Annotated in this window: 19 protein-coding genes; 7 read left to right on the plus strand and 12 right to left on the minus strand. The window is 71.0% G+C overall.

Annotated elements, in window-relative coordinates:
* Positions 1-49: 49 nt before the first annotated feature.
* The 4 genes from AB0M73_RS47180 to AB0M73_RS47195 all read right to left on the minus strand — a co-directional run bounded on the left by AB0M73_RS47180 (position 50) and on the right by AB0M73_RS47195 (position 4367).
* Positions 50-745 (minus strand): HAD-IA family hydrolase, encoded by a 696-nt coding sequence (locus AB0M73_RS47180; protein WP_363906307.1) that lies wholly within the window; start codon positions 743-745, stop codon positions 50-52.
* A 13-nt stretch (positions 746-758) separates the two neighbouring features.
* The gene (locus tag AB0M73_RS47185) at positions 759-1817 is read right to left on the minus strand and encodes a Gfo/Idh/MocA family oxidoreductase (protein ID WP_363906309.1); all 1059 of its coding nucleotides are present in this window, start codon (positions 1815-1817) and stop codon (positions 759-761) included.
* Positions 1814-2974, minus strand: a complete 1161-nt coding sequence (locus tag AB0M73_RS47190; protein ID WP_363906311.1) for a DegT/DnrJ/EryC1/StrS family aminotransferase — start codon at positions 2972-2974, stop codon at positions 1814-1816. Before AB0M73_RS47190 ends, AB0M73_RS47185 begins: the two co-directional genes overlap by 4 nt.
* Before the next feature lie 358 nt (positions 2975-3332).
* Positions 3333-4367: an NlpC/P60 family protein gene (locus tag AB0M73_RS47195; RefSeq protein WP_363906313.1), complete on the minus strand. Its 1035-nt coding sequence runs from the start codon at positions 4365-4367 to the stop codon at positions 3333-3335.
* A gap of 117 nt (positions 4368-4484) precedes the next feature.
* Between AB0M73_RS47195 and AB0M73_RS47200 the strand changes: the two genes are divergently transcribed.
* The gene (locus tag AB0M73_RS47200) at positions 4485-5231 is read left to right on the plus strand and encodes a YoaK family protein (protein WP_363906315.1); all 747 of its coding nucleotides are present in this window, start codon (positions 4485-4487) and stop codon (positions 5229-5231) included.
* A gap of 138 nt (positions 5232-5369) precedes the next feature.
* The gene (locus AB0M73_RS47205) at positions 5370-6002 is read left to right on the plus strand and encodes a GTP pyrophosphokinase family protein (protein ID WP_363906317.1); all 633 of its coding nucleotides are present in this window, start codon (positions 5370-5372) and stop codon (positions 6000-6002) included.
* A 9-nt stretch (positions 6003-6011) separates the two neighbouring features.
* On the opposite strand, the gene AB0M73_RS47210 is transcribed toward AB0M73_RS47205, so the two are convergent.
* The gene (locus AB0M73_RS47210) at positions 6012-6362 is read right to left on the minus strand and encodes a nuclear transport factor 2 family protein (RefSeq protein ID WP_363906319.1); all 351 of its coding nucleotides are present in this window, start codon (positions 6360-6362) and stop codon (positions 6012-6014) included.
* 60 nt (positions 6363-6422) lie between these two features.
* Here AB0M73_RS47210 and AB0M73_RS47215 point away from each other — a divergent pair, with 60 nt between their 5' ends.
* Positions 6423-7232, plus strand: coding sequence for a MerR family transcriptional regulator (locus AB0M73_RS47215; RefSeq protein WP_363906321.1), 810 nt, complete (start codon positions 6423-6425; stop codon positions 7230-7232).
* 6 nt (positions 7233-7238) lie between these two features.
* Here the strand turns inward: AB0M73_RS47215 and AB0M73_RS47220 are convergent, their stop codons facing one another.
* From AB0M73_RS47220 to AB0M73_RS47240, 5 genes are all read right to left on the minus strand, one after another.
* Entirely contained in the window at positions 7239-9116 is a 1878-nt protein-coding gene (locus tag AB0M73_RS47220) for a proprotein convertase P-domain-containing protein (protein ID WP_363906323.1), read from the minus strand.
* Between the two features lie 140 nt (positions 9117-9256).
* Complete coding sequence (locus AB0M73_RS47225) at positions 9257-10117, minus strand: hypothetical protein (RefSeq protein ID WP_363906325.1); 861 nt, start codon at positions 10115-10117, stop codon at positions 9257-9259.
* A gap of 70 nt (positions 10118-10187) precedes the next feature.
* Positions 10188-10760: an ABATE domain-containing protein gene (locus AB0M73_RS47230; RefSeq protein WP_363906342.1), complete on the minus strand. Its 573-nt coding sequence runs from the start codon at positions 10758-10760 to the stop codon at positions 10188-10190.
* A gap of 22 nt (positions 10761-10782) precedes the next feature.
* Positions 10783-11631 carry an alpha/beta hydrolase gene (locus tag AB0M73_RS47235; protein ID WP_363906327.1) on the minus strand — a complete coding sequence of 283 codons (849 nt, stop codon included), beginning with the start codon at positions 11629-11631 and terminating at the stop codon, positions 10783-10785.
* Between the two features lie 531 nt (positions 11632-12162).
* Entirely contained in the window at positions 12163-12657 is a 495-nt protein-coding gene (locus tag AB0M73_RS47240) for a hypothetical protein (protein ID WP_363906329.1), read from the minus strand.
* Positions 12658-12775: 118 nt separating this feature from the next.
* On the opposite strand from AB0M73_RS47240, the gene AB0M73_RS47245 reads away from it, so the two are divergent.
* On the plus strand, positions 12776-15433 hold the full coding sequence (locus AB0M73_RS47245; protein ID WP_363906331.1) for a BTAD domain-containing putative transcriptional regulator: 2658 nt from the start codon (positions 12776-12778) through the stop codon (positions 15431-15433).
* A 118-nt stretch (positions 15434-15551) separates the two neighbouring features.
* A complete protein-coding gene (locus AB0M73_RS47250) occupies positions 15552-16208 on the plus strand; it encodes an ATP-binding cassette domain-containing protein (RefSeq protein ID WP_363906332.1) in 657 nt (218 codons plus the stop codon).
* Positions 16209-16250: 42 nt separating this feature from the next.
* Here AB0M73_RS47250 and AB0M73_RS47255 read toward each other — a convergent pair whose 3' ends face one another.
* Together AB0M73_RS47255 and AB0M73_RS47260 are read right to left on the minus strand one after the other, a co-directional pair.
* Complete coding sequence (locus AB0M73_RS47255; protein ID WP_363906334.1) at positions 16251-18734, minus strand: MMPL family transporter; 2484 nt, start codon at positions 18732-18734, stop codon at positions 16251-16253.
* A gap of 39 nt (positions 18735-18773) precedes the next feature.
* Entirely contained in the window at positions 18774-19415 is a 642-nt protein-coding gene (locus tag AB0M73_RS47260) for a helix-turn-helix domain-containing protein (RefSeq protein ID WP_363906336.1), read from the minus strand.
* Positions 19416-19558: 143 nt separating this feature from the next.
* Between AB0M73_RS47260 and AB0M73_RS47265 the strand changes: the two genes are divergently transcribed.
* Positions 19559-19768, plus strand: a complete 210-nt coding sequence (locus tag AB0M73_RS47265) for a hypothetical protein (protein ID WP_363906338.1) — start codon at positions 19559-19561, stop codon at positions 19766-19768.
* Positions 19765-20025: a hypothetical protein gene (locus AB0M73_RS47270; RefSeq protein WP_363906340.1), complete on the plus strand. Its 261-nt coding sequence runs from the start codon at positions 19765-19767 to the stop codon at positions 20023-20025. Before AB0M73_RS47265 ends, AB0M73_RS47270 begins: the two co-directional genes overlap by 4 nt.
* The last annotated feature ends 172 nt before the right edge of the window (positions 20026-20197 follow it).

The following is a 20197-nucleotide window of genomic DNA, read 5'->3' on the forward strand; positions in this document are numbered from 1 at the left end:
GGTCCCCCCGCCGCCCCGCCGCCGGTTCGCGGTCGGCGGGCCGGCGGGCTCAGCTCGCCGTGACCCGCGAGCAGATCGCCAGCAGATCCACGGGCTGGCCGAGCACCACGTCCGGGTCAGCCGCGAGCAGCACGGCCTTGTCGATGTCCGCCCACATCGCGGCGACGGCCGTCACCCCGGCCGCACGGGCGCTCTCGATGTCGGTGACCGCGTCACCGATCATCATCGTCTCCTCCGCGGCCACCCCGAGCAGTTCCATGGCCCGCAGCACGATGTCCGGCGCCGGCTTGGCCCTCGCCACCTCGTCCGAGCCGATGACGTGCTCGAACAGGGGCAGCAGGCCCAACGTGTCCAGCAGCGACCGGGCCCGCGGCCCGCTCTTGCCGGTGGCCACCGCGAGTCGGAAACCCCGGTCGCGCAAGGACGTCAGCAGCTCGCGGATGCCGGGGAAGACCCGGACCCGCGACGCCAGCCGGTAGCTCTCCCGGACGAACGGGCCCTCCATCTCCAAGGGCAGCCCCATGATCCGCATGATGTCGCTGAAGTATCGGCCAAGGTGCCGCTCGTACTCGTCGAACGGCGCCTCGCCGGGGCCGACGACCTCGCGGTAGGCGATCGCGAACGCCTCTCGCATCACCGCGAAGCTGTCCACGATGACGCCGTCCAGGTCGAACACGACGGCCCGCGGGACGGCGCCCGGACGGACCGGCGCCGACCCGGCCACGACGGTCGAGTTGATCGTCATCTGCACTCCAGTCCTAGACGCCGGCCGGCACGGGTCGCGGCGCCGAGTCGTAGAGCCGCTCGATCACGGCGATCGTGTCGCGGGCCTCGGCCACCGCGCGGCCCCGGCTCGCGGGGTCGGCCAGCAAGCCGGGCAGCGCGTCGAGCTGCCGGCGGTACTCGGCGCCGATCTCCTCGTCCGGCAGCGCGACGACTTCGCTGCGCCCGCCACGAACCACGGTCAGCACGGGCCCGTCCGGTCGGTTGGGACTGAACCCGAACGTGCACCGCAGCGTGGCCACGCCGGCGCTGCCTTCGACGCTGATCACGGTGGTGTCCAGCGCCTCGTGCGAGGCCCAGCTGGCCCGCAGGAACACGGTCAACCCGTTGTCCGACACCAGGAATCCGCGTGCGGTGTCCTCGACGTCACCGAGGCCGGGTTGGACGGGCTGGTCCTCGCGCCACGCCGCGCGGGACGCGTCGTCGTTGACGAAGTCGCTCGACACCGCGCCGACGGCGTGCGTGTAGCGGATCGGGCCGACCAGGTGCGGGAGCGTGTCGAGCAGGTGCCAGCCGAGGTCCACCAGCGCGCCGCCGCCGGCCAGGTCGCGCCGGGTGAACCAGCCGCCGGCGTCCGGCACGCCTCGCGCCCGTACCCAGGAGATGCTCACGTGCCGGAGTTGGCCGAGGGTTCCGGTCAGCTCCTCCAGCGCGCGGACATCGGCGCGGTGCCGGGCCGCGCTGCCGGCGAGCAGCACCGTGCCGCCGACGCGTTCCGCGGCGGCGAGGCGCTCGGCCTCGTCCGAGTTCAGGCACACCGGCTTCTCCAGGAACACCGGAATGCCCCGCGCCAGCAGGCGGCACGCGACATCGGCGTGCAGGTGGTTGGGCACGGCGACGACCGCCAGATCGACATCGGCGGGGCTGAGCGCGTCGATGTCGCACAGCACCGGGACGTCGCCGTCAAGCACCTCGGCGGCTGCCGCCGGGTCCACGCCGGCCACCACCTGGTAGGCCGGGTGGGCGGCCAGCCGGGGCAGCCAGATGGAGCGCCCCGCCCAGCCCAGCCCGACGACCGCGACCCGGACGGTCACAGCTGTGCCACCGTGTCGGCGATGATCTCGGCGACCTGGTGCATCAGCTCGTCCGAGCCGAGCAGGGTCCGGTGGTGCAGCCAGACGCAGTCGGCGCTGATGGCGTCCGAGTTCGGGCAGCGGGCCGCGATCTGGTCCACGGTCTCGTCCGGGGCGCCGGCCTCCCAGAAGGCCTCGCAACGGTAGATGGCACGGAAGGCCGCGAACGCCGGCAGGCCGGCATCCTTGAGCCGGGCCACCAGGTCGTTGCGGCGGTCCTCGGTCAGACCGGGCAGCCGGAACATGGCCATGTAGTGCGGATTGCGGTCGCCGCGGTCGTCACGGCCCTGCGGCACCACGCCGGGGATCCGGGCCAGCAGCCGGGACAACACCGACCACCGCTGCTCGCGGGTGTCGATCTGGTCGGCCAGGCGGGCCAACTGGGCCCGCAGCACCGAGGCCGAGAACTCGTTGAGCCGGAAGTTCGAGCCCGCGGTCTTGTGCAGGTAGCGCAGGTCGTCGCGCGGGCGGCCGCAGCTGTGCCGGAGAAAGGCGAGCTCGTAGGATTCGGCGTCCGGGAACAGCACCGCGCCGCCCTCGCCGGCCGTCATCAGCTTGCCGTTCTGGAAGCTGAACGCCGCGACCGAGCCGAGCTCGCCGACCTTGCGGCCCTGCCACTGGGCGCCGTGCGCGTGCGCCGCGTCCTGCAGCAACGGGACGCCCGCCGCGTCGGCCAGCTTGGCCAGGCCGTCCATGTCCGACATCTGGCCGGCCATGTGCACCGGCATGATCGCCCTGGTCCGGTCGGTGATCGCGGCCTCGGTGGCCGCCACGTCGATGCAGTAGGTCTCCGGGTCGACGTCGACCGGCACGGTCACCGCGCCCAGCCGCTGCGCCGCCTGCGACGAGGAGATGAAGGTGAAGCCGGGCACGATCACCTCGGTGCCCGGACCCACTCCCAGCACCTGGAGCGCGAGTTCGAGGGCGTGCGTGCCGTTGGTGACGGCGAGGGCGTGCTCGGAGCCGTGGTACTCGGCGAACTCACGCTCGAACTCGTCCACCTCGCTGCCGCCCATGCGCCACCACTGGCCCTGTTCCAGGGCACGAATGAGGCCGTCCCGCTCGGCGTCGCCGTACTGGGGCCAGGCCGGGAATTCGAGGTTCTGACGTGAACTCATGCTTGGTCCACACTTCCTGTCCGGACGCATTCCAATGGGGTTCAGCATCGATTGGCTGATCGCGACCGTACCTCGTGACCAGCGGATCGTCATGCCCCTACGGGTACCCCGCACACCCCCTTGGATTAGCAACATCGCCCGTGACCCGACAATTGAGCGACGCTGTTCACACACAATTAAGGCAGCAGAAATAGCCGCCACAATGGGGCGGAGTCAGCATTGTGAGAATGAACGCCATGCGCGCCGGAACGACCGACCGACCGGCCGGGCCTCGCCGTCGGCGCGGGAGCAGGACAGGCGGCATCGGCGACCGGCCCGCCCGATCAGCCGGGCCTGTCGATCGATCTACCGGCCGGCGTCAGTTGGTGACGAGGCGGCGGATGACGGTGATCGGGCCGATGGCGTCGATGGGGCTGATCTTGACGGGCTCGCCGAAGGTGGCGGCCTGGATGGCCCGGTTGTGGTCGATGGCCAGGGCCACGTGCTGGACGGGCTGGTAGAAGTAGATCAGATCGCCGGCCCGGACGTCGGCGCGTGACACGGCCATGCCGACGAGGGCCTGGTCGGCGGCGACGCGGGGCAGGTGGACACCGGCGGCGGCGTAGGAGGTCTGGACGAGGCCGGAGCAGTCGTAGGCCAGCGGACCGACGCCGCCCCACTCGTACGGCTTGCCCATCTGGGCCAGGGCGAAGCGCAGCGCGGCGCCGACGGCGCCAGGGGGCACCGCCACGTTCTGGGCCGCGCCGCCGCCCTGCAACAGGGAAAGCTCGTCGGGCGGCAGGGCGTTCAACGCCGACCGCACCTGGGTGACTCGCTTGTCCAGGTCGGACCGCTGGGCGCTGACCTTGCTCTCGGTGTCGGTCGCCGCCTTGGCGGCCTTGGCCGCGGCGGCCTGCTGGTGCTCGGCCGCCTCACGCGCCTTGGACGTCTGGGCCAGGGTCTGCGCGGTCGCCGCCTGCACGGCGTCGTCGGCGCCGTGGGCCAGGGCGGCGACGATCGAGGCCGAGGCGAACTGGTCCTGGCTGGCACTGTTCAGCACCGCGGCGACGCTGTTGGCCGGCACCAAGGCCCGGAGTAACGCCGCCCGCTGCTTGCGGTCGGCCACCAGCTGGTCGGCCTGCCGCACCGCGTCCTTCCAGCTGCCGTCGGCCGCCTGGAAGGCGGCGTCGGCGTCCGCGGCCTGCTGCCGCAGGGTGTTGGCCTGCTCCTGGGCCTTGAGCAGCTGCTCGTTGACGCGTTCGGCCTGGTGGCTCAGATCGAGGTAGCGGCCGACCAGGCCGGCCACCGTCGTCGGGGCGTCGTCGGCCCCGGCGCTGACCGCGGGCACCACCAGCGGACTCACCGCCGCCGCCAGCACGACAACGCAACACGACCTCAACCCGAGCTTCCGCATGGTCCCCCTACCGCCGCGAGCCTCCGGCTCCGACCTTAGCGTTTTCCGCCGGGTCGGCGGCGGCTGTCGAGGACACCTCAGGGGCAGACCGGTTCGCCCGTTGGGGAGACCCCGAGCGTGCCCGGCGTCACCAGGGCATTTCTCACATGGCGACCTCCGTTCTCCCGGGATAGGGTCGGCGCCGTGCGTCGACGTTTTGACAATGAGACGACCCTGTCGTGGCTGCTTTCCGGACTGGCCGGGATGACGGGGGCGACGGCATTCACCCACAGCTCCGGGTATTTCGTCACCTTCATGACCGGAAATACGGAGCGATCGGTCCTCGGCTACTTTTCCGGCACCCCGCATCTGGCGTTGGCCTCGACCGCGCTGATCGCCGCCTTCCTCGCCGGTGTCGTAGTCGCTTCCCTGCTGCGACGCCATCTCTGGAAGCGCCACGCCCACGGCGCCACCGTGGTCACCACCGTGGCACTGGTGCTGGCCACGATGTTCGACCTGGAACTGAACGGCTGGACCGGGCGTGATGTGACGTTCACTCCGATCGCCCTGATCTCGTTCGGCATGGGCGCGCTGAACGTCTCCTTCGTGCGCAACGGCGAGGTGTCCATTCCGCTCAGCTATGTCACCGGAACCCTCGTGAAACTGGGTCAGGGCATCGAGCGCCACATCAGCGGCGGCACCGTCTTCGAGTGGCTCGGTTATGCCATTGTCTATGTCTCCTTCATCGTGGGCGCGTTTGTCGGCGGCCTGCTCGCCCTGGCCACCAGCGGGGCACAGCTTTTGCTGGCCACGACGGCCGTGTGCGCGGTCATCAGCGGCTACACCTACTTCCACGTCGACCGGGCGCAAGTAGAGGTGGCCTGACAACGCTGGTCACACGAACACCCTGGTCACACAAACGGCCCGGTCACTCGAACGGGCTGGTCACTCGAACGGGTGCAACCGGGCGAGCCGGTATCGTGGTTGGTGAGGGTCGACCGGAGCGGGGTGTGACGGAGTCCGATGAGTGGCGACGCGTTGCTGGATGAGTCCGTGACGGACGCGATCCGACAGCAGCCCGGGTTCCTGCTGGTGTACAAGTTCGCCATCGAGGAACTCATGACCAAGCTCCGCATCCTGAGCGAGGAGTTCGACCTCACCCACCGGCACGACCCGATCGAGCACATCACCAGCCGGGTCAAGCGGCCCGAGGCCATCGCGGCCAAGGCGCTGCGCCGTGGCCTGGCCGCCGACCTGGCGGCGATCGCCGAGGGCCTCGACGACGTGGCCGGGGTGCGCGTGGTGTGCCCGTTCGTCTCCGACGTCTACCAGGTGGCCGACATGCTCACCGGCCAGGACGACGTGGAACTGCTGCGGCGCAAGGACTACGTCGCCGTCCCCAAGGACAACGGCTACCGCAGCCTGCACCTGATCGTGCGCATCCCGGTGTTCCTCTCCGACCGGGTCGAGCGGGTCAAGGTGGAGGTGCAGCTGCGTACCATCGCCATGGACTTCTGGGCCACCCTGGAGCACAAGCTGTTCTACAAGTACGACAGCCAGGTGCCGGCCGACTTCGCCACCGAGCTCACCGATGTCGCCGCGCTGGCCGCACAGCTCGACTCCCGTATGGAGAACCTGCACCGCCGCCTGCACTGACGGCCGGCGTCACGGCTCGATCACCAGTTCGGCGATGTGGGCGCCGTCCGAGTCGACGTCGATCAGGGTGAAGCGGAAGCGCAGGTCGACGACGCCGCCGGGGAAATCGCCCTCCAGGTGGTGCACGGCGACGTAGTGCCGGTCGTCGACGCGTTCGGTGCCCATGAGTTCGATGGTGTACTTGTACTCGCTGGCCGAGCGGGACAGCCAGGCGCGGATCTCGTCGCGGCCGCGGTAGGTCCTGCCCTCGTCGACGACCACGGCGTCATCGGTGTAGCAGGCCAGCGCGGGGTCCAGGTCGCGGGCGTGGTGGGCGGTCAGGTAGCGGGTGATCACCGCGGGCAGTTCTTCGTCGTTCATGGTTCACACGGTGGGGCCTCCCGTAGGGGGAGGGTCAAATCCGTCGGGCAGAGTGGGGGCATGGTCCGCGGATTGACGATCGGCGAGTTCGCGCAGCTGACGCACCTGAGCGTGCGAACCCTGCGCCGCTACCACGAGTCCGGGCTGCTGGAGCCGGCCTCGGTCGACCCCGGCAGCGGCTACCGCTACTACGCCGGCGAGCAGATCCCCACCGCGCAGGTGATCCATCGGCTGCGCGAGCTGGACGTGCCGCTGGCCGACGTGGCCAAGATCCTGGCGACCGAGGATCCGTCGGAGCGCGCGGACCTGGTGGGCGGGCATCTGCGGCGGCTGGAGGCGGAGCTGGCCCGCACCCGGGCCGCCGTGGTCTCCCTGCGTCAGCTGCTGCGACCCGACGACGGCGGGCTGCCGGTCGAGCTTCGCCCGGTGGCCGCCCGGACCGTCGCCGCGGTCGAGGGTGTGGTCGACCGCGACGACGTCCTTTCCTGGTACGCCGAGGCCATGGCCGAACTCGACGCCGCGCTCGGGGATCGCCCGCCGCTCGGGCCGCCGGGCGGCCACTACGCCAACGAGTTGTTCACCGGTGGCCGGGGCTCGGTGCTGGTCTACCGCCCGGTGGCCGATCCTCCTCGTAACGGCCGCGTGACGCCCGTGAACCTCCCGGCCGCCGAGCTCGCCGTGGTTGTCCACTGTGGACCCCACGACGACATCGACGTCACCTACGGCCGTCTCGGCGCCTGGGTCGTCGAGCATGCCCTGGCCGTCGACGGCCCCGTGCACGAGACCTATCTGGTCGGTCCACGCGACGACCTGGATCCCGCGGCATGGCGCACCGAGATCGGCTGGCCCGTATTCCGCCTCGCCGTGTGAACGCGGTCAGAGCGTCAGCGACCAGCTGTCCAACAACCCCGTGCCTCGACTGCCCCGATCGGTGACCCGCAGCTGCCACTGGCCGCCGGCCGGTGAGGAAAAACTGCTCGCGCTGAACGTTTTCGCGCCGGTCCAGGGCGTGCAGCCGGAGCCGCCGGCGTTCTTGAGCCAGTAGGACCAGCCGTTGGGATCGACGAGGGTGACGGCGAGGTCCTCGGCGCAGGCGTACTGGATCGTCACGCCGACGGTGAGGGTGGCGGCCGCCCGGCCGGTCAAGGTCGACGTGATGGGGCTGGAAGCGGTCTGGTAGCCGCGGATCGGGTAGTCGGTGTCGTTGGTGAGCGTGCGGCCGTCGCCGCCGCCGGGCTGGGTGCGGGCGGCGACAGCGGTGCTCGCGGGCGAGGCATTGCCGGCGGCGTCGCGGGCCTTGACGGTGAAGGTGTAGGCGGTGTCGGGGTTCAGGCCGGTCACGGTCGCGGACGTCTGGGCGACGCTGGCGGCCAGGGATGAGCCGTTGTAGACGTCGTAGCCGGTGACGCCGACGTTGTCGGTCGAGGCGTCCCAGGCCAACGAGACGCTGGTGGCGCTGGTGCCGGTGATCCGGGGACTGCCGGGAACGGTCGGCGGCGTGGAGTCGCTGCCACCGCCGCCGGTCACGAGCGTGAGCTGCCACTTGCCGAGGGCCTCCAGCACCGGCTGGAAGATCGACATGTCGCCGTCGCCCGGGTTCTGCACGCACTGCGACGGCCCGCCGGAGTGCAGCCCGGCCGCCTTGTCGCCGACCAGCCAGCCGCCGCCCGAGTCGCCGCCGAGGGAGCAGGCGGTGGTCCACGTGAGGTCGTCGACGACGTTGCCGCCGTAGTCCACGGACTTGTGCGTGTACTTCACCTCCCCGCACTGCCAGTGCGAGGTGTTGCCGGAGTGGCAGACGCGGTCGCCGACCATGGCGTCGACCGCGCCGGAGACGGTGACGGCGGGCTGGCCCCAGGTGTTGACCACGGGCAAGACGGTCCAGCCCGGCTCGGTGACGGCGACCAGGCCCATGTCGCCCTCGTGCGCGTTGACGCTGTGGGCGCCGCCCACATTGGACGTGCCGACCCGGTTCTGCTGTCCGGACGCGCCGTACGCCGGCTGGTCGACGTCGTTGGTGCAGTGGCCGGCGGTGAGAAAACCCTTGCCGCCGCCGGAATCCATCACTCCGAAGCCGACCGAGCAGTTGCTCTCGCTGCCCGGCCACCAGGGGCTGCCGGTCTGCACGGTGCCCGACTGCGGCCGCGGCGAGGAGTCGGTCCCGGTGATCGTGACGCCCAGATCCCTTGCTTGGTCAAGGAAAATCGCCGTCGCGGCCGTGCTGCGAGTCCGGTCGACCGACACCGTGACGGAGTTGTTCCGGACGTCGACACCCCAGCTGAACACACCTGGCACACCGGCTCCCACCAAGTTCCGGACGGCAGCGGTGGTGCGGTCGAGGTCGTTCTGGCTGTGGGCAACCGTTTGCGCCTCGGCTCCCGCCGCACGGGCCTCGTCGGTGGCGGCCGCAGTCGTCACCGCGACGGCGAGTTTGCCGGCGGCGGCGTCGAACCAGTACCCGGCCGAGTGCGCCCGCACATCCGCCGGCAGGGCCGCCGCGACGCGATGGGCAGCGTCCTGGGCGGCCAATTGGGCCCGGGCTTGGTCGGTTGTCAGCCCGAATGCCGATGCCACGCCATCGATCTCGGCTTGTGGATGCCCGGTGTCGGCGGCCACGCCGTTGGCCCCGGCCTGCGGATCCCCGGCGGAGGCCGCGGCCGGTCCGACGGACAACGCCAGAACCGAACCGGCCAGCGCCGCCGCGCTCGCGATGGACAGCAGTTTCCTACGCCACAGTGCTTTTCCCGCACCCATGGTTTGACCCACCTCTCCGGCTCGCCATTGAGCCACGCCTTGCAAGGTAGGCACGGCAACGGCCCGTGCGAAGGGGATGAGCAGGCCTCGCTGTTCATCCTGTTCACCCCGCCCGCGCCGGGTTGACGGTTAACGAGCGGTCACGCCCATTCCCACCGCAGCCCGAAAGTGCCGGCTCTGCCGTCGAGCACGATCAACCGAGCGGTGTGGGCCGCGCCGATGGAGACGACCGGATCCGGACCGTCGGGGGTGATCTGGTAGCAGCGAACGGGCACGGCGGTCGGGTCGAAAGCGACCTCAAGCACGTACTGGTGCACCGGGTTGGCGAAGCGCCGGGTGCAGTCCACGGTCCGGCGGCCGTCCGCCCCGATGTCCAGCTCGTACTCCACCGCGGTGCGCTGACCGCGGTTCAACGGCTGATCCAGCCACACCTCGCCGACGAGGACCCGACCACGCCGGTCCGTGCACACGCGTCCGACCCGCCCGCCGGAGACCACGCGCAGCTCGGGCACTACCCCGATGTCGTCGCGCATGACGAGGAACCGGTCGATCCCGTCCTTGGTCGCCTCCAGCACGCTCGTCACCCGCACCCGTTGCTCGGCCCCACCCGCGTCGATCCACATCCGTTCGTGCACGCTCACCGTGCGCCGACCCTCGTAGGGAACGCCGATCCGCTCGATCAGCCGCGTGATCGCCGCGTCTCCCGTCGGCCACAGATCGGCCACCGGCAGCGGCGCGGCGCCGACCCTCCCCCGCCGCCGCGGCGCCTCGCGTTCGGCACAGGACAGCAGAGAGCCTTGCGGCACACGGAGAATGTCTTCCAGGGCACGTACGGCCGCCAAGGAGGACAGCCCTTCCGGCCGTCGCAGGCCGCGCGCCCAGTACGACAGGGTCGCCGCGCTCAGCGACACCCCGTGCCCACCCAACCGGTGCGACAGGCCGGCCAGCGTCAGCCCACGGTCCGCTATCGCCTGCCGCAACCGTGCCGCGAACTCCTCCACGCCACGGACCCTAGCCGCCGTGTCGAACGTCTCGTGGCCAGGAGAAGCCGTCGCCGCGCCATGGTCAGGGTCACGAACCGCCGTCCTTGACCCGCTCGTAGTGCCGGGCGACGCGGGCGCGGTTGCCGCAGATGTTGGCGGTGCACCAGATGCGGCGCTTGTTCTCGGCCAGGAACAGCATCGAGCACGTCGGACTGGCGCACCGACGGAGCTGGCCCAGCCGGTCCGCGTCGGCCAGCAGCCCGATGGCCTCGGCGGCGATGAAGGCCAACGCCGGATTGCCGCCGAAGTCGTTGTGCCATCGGGTTTTCGCACTCCCCCAGCCGACCAGCCGCGGACTGGTCGGCACCGAGGCGGCGGTGGCGTTGAGGTCCTCGACCAGGGCCGGATCCAGCTCCTCGCCGGCAAGGTGCGCCTCGAACAACGACCGCAGCACGCCACGCAGCCGTCGGGCGGCGGCGGGGCCGGGCGGGTCGCCAGCGGGGAGCCGCCCGGCCTGCACCTTCCACCAGGCGTTGTACTGCCCGGGGTCGGCGATCAGGTCGGCCGTCAGCGGGTGCGTGTCGACCAGGTCGAGGGCGACCAGCGGCTCCCCGCCCATCGGGAAGCCCGCGGCCTGCACCAGCTCCACTGTCGGACTCATGGTCACGACCCCACTCTATCCATTAGTCGGACGTCAGGAAGCGCCGCATCAGGCCGGCGATCTCGTCCGGCCGCTCGTCCAGGGGAAAGTGGCCGGCCTCCAGCACGTGCACCTCGGCATCCGGCACGTCCCGCCGGTACGCCTCCGTCTCGGCCTGCTGGAAGGACGGGTCGTACCGTCCCCACAGCACCTGCAGCGCCGGCCGGTGCGCCCGCAGCCACTCCTGCCAGGCCGGGTAGCTGGCCACGTTGGTGCGGTAGTCGTAGAACAGGTCGGTCTGGATGTCCCGCTGGCCCGGCCGGTCCAGGAAGGCCTGCTCGTCGGTCCACAGATCCGGGTCGTACGCCTCGACGTTCGGGCTGTGGCCCACGTGCCGCAGCCGCGTGGCGGCCGGGCTGAAGAAGTTCTCCCGCAGCGCCGCCTCATGGGCCGCGCGGTCGGCCCAGAACGCCTTGCGCGTCTCCCACAGCGGCCCGAGGCCGTCCTCGTGCGCGACGGCGTTCTGCACCACGATCGCCCGCACCCGCTCCGGGTGCGCCACCGCCAGCCGGAAGCCGACCGGGCCGCCGTAGTCCTGCACCACCAGCGTGTAGCGGTTCAGCCCCAGCACCTCGGTGAACCGGCCCACCACCTCGGCAAGACGGTCGAAGGTGTAGCCGAAGTCGGCCGGGGCGTCGCTGTGCCCGAAGCCGGGATAGTCCGGCGCCACCAGGTGGAACGCGTCGCCGAGCCGGCTCAGCAGGGGCTCCCACATCCGCGACGAGGACGGGAACCCGTGCAGCAGCAGGAGTGTGGGCGCGTCGACCGACCCCGCCTCCCGGTAGAACACCCGCAGGCCGTCCACCTCGACCGTCCGATAGCCGACGCTCACCGCAGCCTCCCACACCTAACGCATGAACCCTCCCAATACACGTTAGCAGGCGCTGGATATCGACGACTCCGCGGTCTACATGGTCGACTTCGGCGCGCCCGTGGCCTTCGCATCGCGCTGGCCGACAATCGCCTGGACGTGCTGCCGCTCGCCTCCTGATCCCGCCATGACGGTGTCGGGCGTCGGCTCTTGTCGACGCCCGACACCGTTTCGCACGGTCGGGCCCGACGGCGGGGGGACCGACCGGTTCGAACGGGCTGGCACACTGTCCATAAAGCACTGTCCCCTTCGGAATCACTGGGTCAGGGAACGAGATGAGCGTAATCCCGGATCGGCGGAACCGCGCGGAACGGCGTTCGAACGGGCAGCGTTGTCTACCTGACGCCAGCACAGAGGCCGGATTCGATCGCATTCCGGCCCACGCAACGGTCACACCCCGCCAAGGTGGCGGGCTACCATCCCGAGCGGCACAACGCCGTGCCCGGGAGATTCCGCTCCCGGGCACGGCATTCGGTCAGACATGAATGTCACTCACGCCGTGATGTGTGTCCACCCCCAGGAATCGCGGAAGTCACAGTTCGGGTAGGTGCCCAGACAGTCCTCGCCGTAGGCCAAGAACGTGTCGGCAGCGGACCCACGGTGGATCCGAGGCGTCCAGCACTGGACCTGCCCGGGCGCCACGTGGCCATTGCCGCCGGCAGCGTCACAGTTCCACGATCCGGTTCGCACCCCGTTGGTGTAGTGGTACAGGACCGCCTGCCCGTAGTTGCCCGCCGCCATGGGGGCATAGAACTGGACGTAAGCCCAGTAGTAGCTGCCCTGGCGGCACAGCTGCACGGCGCCGACGTGGGCGCCGTTGCCCTGGATATCGATGTAGTGGGCGTCCACCACGGTCCCCGGCCCGGCGGAGTTGTTGCAGTTGGGCGGTGCGGCCGAGGCGCTGCCGGAGAAGCCAATCACTCCGGCCAGGGCCAAGCAGAGGGCCGCGAGCACGGTCCCCCACCGGCGGGTTGCTTTCGTCAACACGAGAATCCCCTTTCGATCGCGGGGCATCACAGTGGTGGGCCGTTCGTGTGAATCTCTTGCAGTGTTTCTGCATGCGCCAGCTCAAACGGATAAGCACTGGGGTCGGGGGGTGGTTCCGGTGGTCGTTCGTCTGCTCGGGGAGGTGGGCGCGCTGGCCGACGGCCGGCCGCTGCCCCTGGGCATCCCGCGGCAACGGTGCGTGCTGACGGCGCTGGCGGTCGACGCCGGGCGGGTGGTGCCGGTGGACCTGCTCGTCGACCGGGTGTGGGGCCCCGACGCCACGCCACGGGCCCGGGCGACGCTGCACAGCTACCTTTCCCGGCTGCGGCGCGTGCTGTCCGCCCTCGACGGCGTGACGATCGACCGCCGGTCGGGCGGCTACGTCCTGCACGCGGAGGTGGACCTGCACCGCTTCCGCGACCTGTGCGCGGCGAGCACCACGGCCGACGATGAGCAGGCGGCCGCACTGCTGACCGATGCCCTGAGCCTGTGGCAAGGGCAAGCGCTGACCGGTCTGGACGGCGAGTGGATCGAGGCCGAACGCGCCCGGCTGGCCCGGGAGCGGCTGACCGCGCAGCACGACCTGGCCGACGCCCGCCTCCGCCTGGGGCATGGCGGGCAGCTGGTGGTCGAGCTGGCCGAGCGGGCCGGCGCGCATCCGCTGGACGAACGGGTGGCGGGCCAGTACATGCTTGCCCTGCACCAGATCGGCCGCACGGCCGACGCCCTGGAGCACTACCGGCAGGTGCGGACCAGGTTGATCGAGGAGCTGGGCACCGAGCCCAACGGCCCGCTCCAGGAGCTGCACGGCCAGGTCCTGACCGGCACTCCCCCACGCACGGAGTCGTTGGCCCCCATGCAGTTGCGGGCCGCGCCGAAGTCGTTCGTGGGCCGCGAGGAGGACCTGAGCCGGCTGGACTCCGGGCTCGACGCCGCGAGGTCGGACGGCACGATGATGCTCACGGCCGTCACCGGCGCCGGCGGCCTCGGCAAGACCTGGCTGGCCCTGCGCTGGGCGCACCGCCAGCTCGACCGGTTCCCCGACGGCCAGCTGTTCGTGGACCTGCGCGGGTTCAGCCCCGACAACGGCCCGATGCTGGCGGCGACGGCGCTGCGCGGGTTCCTCACCGCCCTGGGCGTCGGGGCGGGAGCCATGCCGCCCGACGAACACGCCCGGTCCGCGCTGTTCCGTAGCCTCACCGCGTCTCGCCGCATGCTGGTGGTGCTGGACAACGTCGCCAACACCGAGCAGATCATCCCGCTGCTGCCCGGCGGCGAGGCGTGCGCTGTCGTCGTGACCAGCCGCAACCGCCTCACGGGCCTGGTCACCACCCACGATGCCCGCCGCGTGCCGCTGGAGGTGCTCTCCGACGACGAGGCCCGCGGCCTGCTGGCCGTGCGCCTCGGGCCGAGCCGGGTGCACGCCGAGCGCGCGGCGGTCGACGAGCTGATCGACCGCTGCGGCGGCCTGCCGCTAGCCCTGAGCATAATCGCCGGCCGCGCCGGCCTTTCGCTGTCCGCTGCCGCCTCTGAGCTGCGGGAATCGGGCCTGGACGGCCTGGCCGACGACGATCCGTCCGCGAGCCTGCCCACGGTGCTGTCCTGGTCGTACGAGGCGTTGACCGAGGAGCAGGCCGAAGCGTTCGGACTGCTGGCTATAGCGCCCGGACCGGACATCAGCCTGCTCATGGCGGCCAACCTGATCGGGCTGTCGCCCGGCCGTGCTCAACGGGTGCTGCGCGGCCTGGAGCAGGCGTCGCTGCTGGACCAGGACTCGCGTGGCCGATACCGGATGCACGACCTGATCCGTGCTTACGGCACACAGCGCGCATCCGACACCGCACAGGCACAACACCGCCTGCTCGACCACTGCGCGCACACCGCTCACCGCGCCGGCCTGCTGCTGGACGCTCATCGTGGGCCGACCAGACTTGCTCCGCCCACCCCTGGCCCCCACGTCCAGGAGCTGCCCGACGCCCGGGCGGCGATGCTGTGGTTCAACGCCGAGCGCCCCACGCTGCTCGCCGCCCAACATCTCGCGGCGAGGCTGGGCCGCCACCACACCGTGTGGTGGCTGGCGATGTCGCTGGACACCTTCCTACAGCGGCGGGGCCACCGCCACGACCGGCTCGCCGTCTGGCGGGCAGCGTCGAGCCTGCCCACCCCCGCCACCCTCCGGCACCTCGGCCAGGCCTGCGCCGCCGTGGGCCGACACGAAGAAGCCCTGGCCCACCTCCGGCAGGCCCTCGACCTCGCGGCCGACAACCCGTACGAGCTGGCCCACGCCCACCAGACCATCGCCCGCCTGTTGGACGACCATCAGGCGTTGCGTCACGCCCAAAAGGCATTACACCTCTTACAACGCCTCGAAATGCCCCTGTGTGTGGCCCACGGGCACAACGCGATCGGCTGGCACACGGCCCGTCTCGGCGACCACGACGCCGCCCGCCGCCACTTCCACGCCGCGCTCGCCCTGCACCGCGAGCACGGCAACGCCGCCGGTGAGGCCATCAGCCTCGACCGGCTCGGCACCCTCGAACACGAACGCGGCCGCCACCACGCGGCCATCGACCACTACCGGCAGGCCCTGGCCCTGCGCCGCCACCTCGGCAACAGCCACGAGTACGCCAGCACCCTCGACCGCCTCGGTCCCCCGCACGCCGCCCTCGGCCAGCACGACCAGGCCCGCGCGCTGTGGCAGGAGGCGCTGCGCCTGTACCGGCGTCAGGGGCGCGACGCGGACGCCGCTCAGGTGCAGCGGCGGCTCGGCTTCTGACTAGGGGGGTGGGGTTAAGTCCCTCAGGGCCGGTCCGGGGGATCTTCCCGATGTGCCGACGAGGCCTCGTCTCTAGCGTTGATCTCACCAAAGACGACGGATTCTCGGAGGTCAGGCCATGTTCACCAAGGTGTCGACGCTCACCCCGCTCGCTTCCCGCCCCACCGCTGCCGCCGCGGTCGAGATCTCCGGGCTGCGCAAGCAGTTCGACGACCAGGTCGTGGTGGACGACGTCGCCTTCCAGGTGCGCGCCGGGACCGTCACCGGCCTGGTCGGCAGCGGCAAGACGACGGTGCTGGCCATGGTGGCGGGGGTGCTGCCGCCGGACGAGGGCGCCGTCCGCGTGTTCGACGTCGACCTGTGGGAGGACCGGCAGCGGGTGATCCGGTCGGTGGCCAACACGCCGCTGGACGGCAGCGGGCCGCGGGGCGACCTGACGGCGTGGGCGACGCTGACCAGCGCCGCCAAGGGGCTCGACCCCGAGGAAGTGGTGGTCCGGACCTGGGACCTGCTCACATTGACCGGCTTGGCCGAGCAGACCATGGCCCGGGTCTCGGACCTCACGGCGGGGATGCGCAGCCGGCTGATGCTGGCCCGCGCCCTGCTGGGCCGCCCCGCGCTGCTGGTGCTCGACGAGCCCTTCCGTGACGCCGACGAGGAGTCCGCGCTGACGATTCGGTTGGTGCTGGAGCGTTTCGTCGCCGAGGGCGGCACGGTCGTGCTGTCCGGCCCGCACCCGCACGGCCTGTGCGACGAGGTGCTGGACCTGGGCTGAGGCCGGCCCGCGTCGCCACGGACCGGCCCCAGGCTCCCGGGGTCAGCTCGACACGGTCTCCCGCTCCTTCTCCACCACCGGTTCGGCGCCCGGCAGCGGGTGGCTGCGCTCCAGCGCGGCGCCTTCGACGTCCACGTTGGGCAGCAACCGGTCCAGCCAGCGGGGCAGCCACCAGACCGCCTTGCCGGTGAGGTGCATCAGCGCCGGCACCAGCAGCATCCGCACCACGAAGGCGTCGAACAGCACGCCGACGGCAAGGCCGAGGCCCAGCGGCCGAACCAGGGTCAGCTCGGAGAAGACGAAACCGCCGAACACCGCCACCATGATGATCGCGGCCGCGGTGACCACGGCCCGCCCGTTGCGCAGGCCGGCGGTGATGGCCGCGCGGGCCGGCACGCCGTGCACGTACGCCTCACGCATGCCGGACACCAGGAACAGCTGGTAGTCCATGGCCAGGCCGAACAACACGCCCATCAGGATGATGGGGGCGAAGTCCAGCACCGGCCCCGGATCGTGCACGCCGAAGACCGTCGACAGCCAGCCCCACTGGTAGACCGCGACGACCACGCCGAACGCGGCGAACAGCGACAGCACATAGCCGGCGGTGGCGATCAGCGGCACCAGCAGCGACCGGAACACGATGATCATGATCAGCAGCGACAGGCCGACCACCACGATCAGGTACACGGGCAGCGCGTCGGACAGCTTGTCCGAGACGTCGATGTTGGCGCTGGCCGAGCCGGCGACGCCGAGCGTGATGCCGCCGGGTTGCGTCGGCAGCGCACGCAGCCGGGCCACCAGGTCCGCGGTGGACACACTGGTCGGGCCGTCGGCCGGAACCACCTGGAAGGCAAAGAAGTCCTTGCTGTCGGCCACCGCCGCCGGGGCCACCGCGACCACGTCCGGCTGCTGGCTCAGCACACGGGCGATGTCGACCTGGGTGGCCAGCACGTCATCGGCGGCGACCGGCTTGGGCGTCTGCGCGGTGATCAGCAGCGGACCGTTGACGCCGGTGCCGAACTTGTCGGCGACCGTCTTGAACGTCCGGTAGGCGGTGGAGTTCGTGTCCTGGGCGGAGCCGTCGGGCAGGCCCAGCCGCATCGACAGCGCGGGCGCGGCGACCACCAGCAGGGCCGCGATCGCCAGCCCCGCCGTCACGATGGCGCGCCAGGTCGGCATCGGCTTCGGGGCAGCCTCGGCGTGCTCGTCCCTGCCGATCGCGGCCCGCATCCGCTTGGTGAGCAGGCGCGGCCCGACCATCCGCAGCAGCGCCGCCGGCAGCGTGATCGCGACCAGCACGGCGACGGCCACGCAGACCGCGCCGACGTCGCCCATCACGCTCAGGAACGGGATCCCGGTGACGTTGAGCGCCAGCAGCGCGACGATGACCGTGGCGCCGGCGAAGACCACCGCGCCGCCGGCGGTGCCGTTGGCCAGGCCGATCGACTCGTGCACGTCCATGCCCGCGCGCAGCTGCCGTCGATGCCGGTTGACGATGAACAACGAGTAGTCGATGCCGACGGCCAGGCCGAGCATCAGGCCCAGCACCGGCGTCACCGAGGCCATGTCGACCACGCCGGAGAACGCCATCGCGCCGGCCACACCGACGCCGACGCCGATCAGCGAGGAGATCAGCGGCAGCACGGTGGCCAGCAGCGTGCGGAGCATGAGCAGCAGCACCAGGGCCGCCACGATCAGGCCGGTGATCTCACCCGGACCCATCAAACCGTTGGTGGACTGCGCGATCTCCGACGAGTAGTCGACCGTCACGCCCCGGATCGCCGCGGCGTCCAGCTTGTGGGCGACGCTGTCCTTGGCTTCCTGAGGGAGCGAGAACTGGTCGTCGGAGAACATCACGACGCCGGTCGCGGTGGTGCCGTCGGTGGAGACCGTGCGGATCTTGGAGGAGAAGTCGAGCAGCTGCTTGCCCTGCTCCAGCGGCTTGGACTTGGTGGCGATCTGCGCCTCGCCGGCGTCCAGCTGCTTGGTCTGCGCGTCGAGCTGGGCCTGCTGCTGGTTGATCTGCGCGAGCGCGGCCGGGTTGCCCGCGGCGGCGGTCTTCGCGGCGGTCAGCTGCTGCTGCGCGGCGGCGATCTGCTGGCGTCCGGCCGCGATCTGCGCCTTGCCGTCGTCGACCTGCTTCTGCCCGTCGGCTAACTGCTTGCGCTGGTCGGAAAGCTGCTGCTGCACCGTGAACGGGTCGACGACGTCCCGCACCCGGTCATGTCCCTTGAGACCGGCCAGCAGGTCGCTGACCCCCTTCTGTTGCTCCGCCGTGAACGGCTTGCCGTCCTTGGTCTGGAACACGACCGTGCCGGCGACGCCGGCCAGGTTCGGCAGCTTCTGCGCCAGCTGCGCCGTCACGGCGGCGGTCTGCGTGCCCGGGATGCTGAAGGTGGAGGCCAGGGTGCCGCCCGCGGTCAGGAAGGCGACCACCGCGGTGGCCAGGGCCAGTATCCAGAAACCCAGCACTCGCAACGGATTTCGGGCCGCGAAACGGCCGAGTCGGTACAACAACTGCGCCATGGTGGTGCTCCGGTGTGTGATCGTGAGGGAGTAAACGGCTCAGCCGAGGGCCAGGAACCCGGCGCGGACCTGGAGGACGAGGCGGTCGAACAGCTCGGACCACAGCCGGCGGGTCTGCGGCGAGTCCTCCAGCCCGGCCCGTTCGGTCCAGTGCTTCTGCAGCACCATCAGGCCGCCGAGCAGGCTCGACACCAGCAGCTCGACGTCGAGCGGCGGCACGTCCGGATGCCGGTGTCGGGCCGTGGCCATGAGGTTCTCGCTGACGCTGAACACCGTGTCGCGCACGATCGCCAGCACCCGCGTGTCCTGGTGCCCCATCGGGCCCAGGACGAGGGTCAGCCGGATCATCGCCCCCAGCAGGTCGATGGATCGCAGCATGGTGACCACGTCGTCCAGCAGCGCCTCGTGCGCGCTGCCGCCGGTCGGCGCCGGGCCGTCACCGACGGTGAGACTGTCGATGACGTCGCCGAGCATCTCGGTGCCGACCGCGATGAGCAGTTCCTCGGTGGAGTGGAAGTAGTTGAACACCGTCCGGCGCGACACCTCCGCCCGCGCCGCCACGTCGTCCGCCGACAGGCCCTCGACCCCGCGCTCGGCCAGCAGTTCCGTCGCCGCGCCGACGATCCGTCGGCGTCGACGCTCCATGCTGGCCGCCTCGCGGCCCTCAAGTGCCCGTGCCATGCCTCTTACACTATGTGCAATTCTGCACTTTGTGCAGAACTGGGGGCGTGGGTCCGGTCACATCCGGTGAGAACGGCATCGGGCAAACATTGCGGTGCCGACCACAATGCCCGCGACCCCGACCCCGGGCCATCGTTGCCGGCATGACGGAGGCAGGGGGCGCGCAGGTGCGGGTGGAGCTGACGCTCGTGCCGAGCACCGTGCCCATTCAGGGGTGGGCACGGGACGCCGGGGGCATCGCGCACGCGTTCACGGGCTGGCTTGAGCTGCTCGAATTTCTGGACCAGGCACGTATCAGCGGGCCTGCTCGCGCATCCGCACATCAAACCGCAGTGGAAGGGGAAGCGCCATGACATCGCCGGGGGCACGGCAAGCGCAGCAGAACTACCAGCAGCAGGTGCAGAACAACAGCGCCACGTTCCGACGCAACGCGGCGCACCACGCCAGCACCCGCCGGCGTGGGCCGATGGGCCCGATCCGGGCGCTGCTGGGCCTGGTCTTCTCGCTGATCTTCGTGGCGATCGCGGTCGGAATCTTCCTCATGATCCTCAACGCCGCCCAGCCCGAGCTGCTCGACCAGGCCAAGACCTGGCTCGGCCGGACCTTCTGAGCCGCGAGGAGACTGGGGTGAGCACCTATCGCATGGCCGGTGGACAGGGGCGTGGTCTCTCGTCCGTCACGACGACGACCGAAGGCTGGGCGATCCAGCTCGCCCCCAGGCTCTTCGCGCCGCCGGCGCGGTGGGGGTGGCAGGCCGCGGCGGTGGTGCCGGCGCCAACGAC

The organism is Kutzneria sp. NPDC051319, assembly GCF_040682195.1.
Lineage (GTDB): Bacteria > Actinomycetota > Actinomycetes > Mycobacteriales > Pseudonocardiaceae > Kutzneria.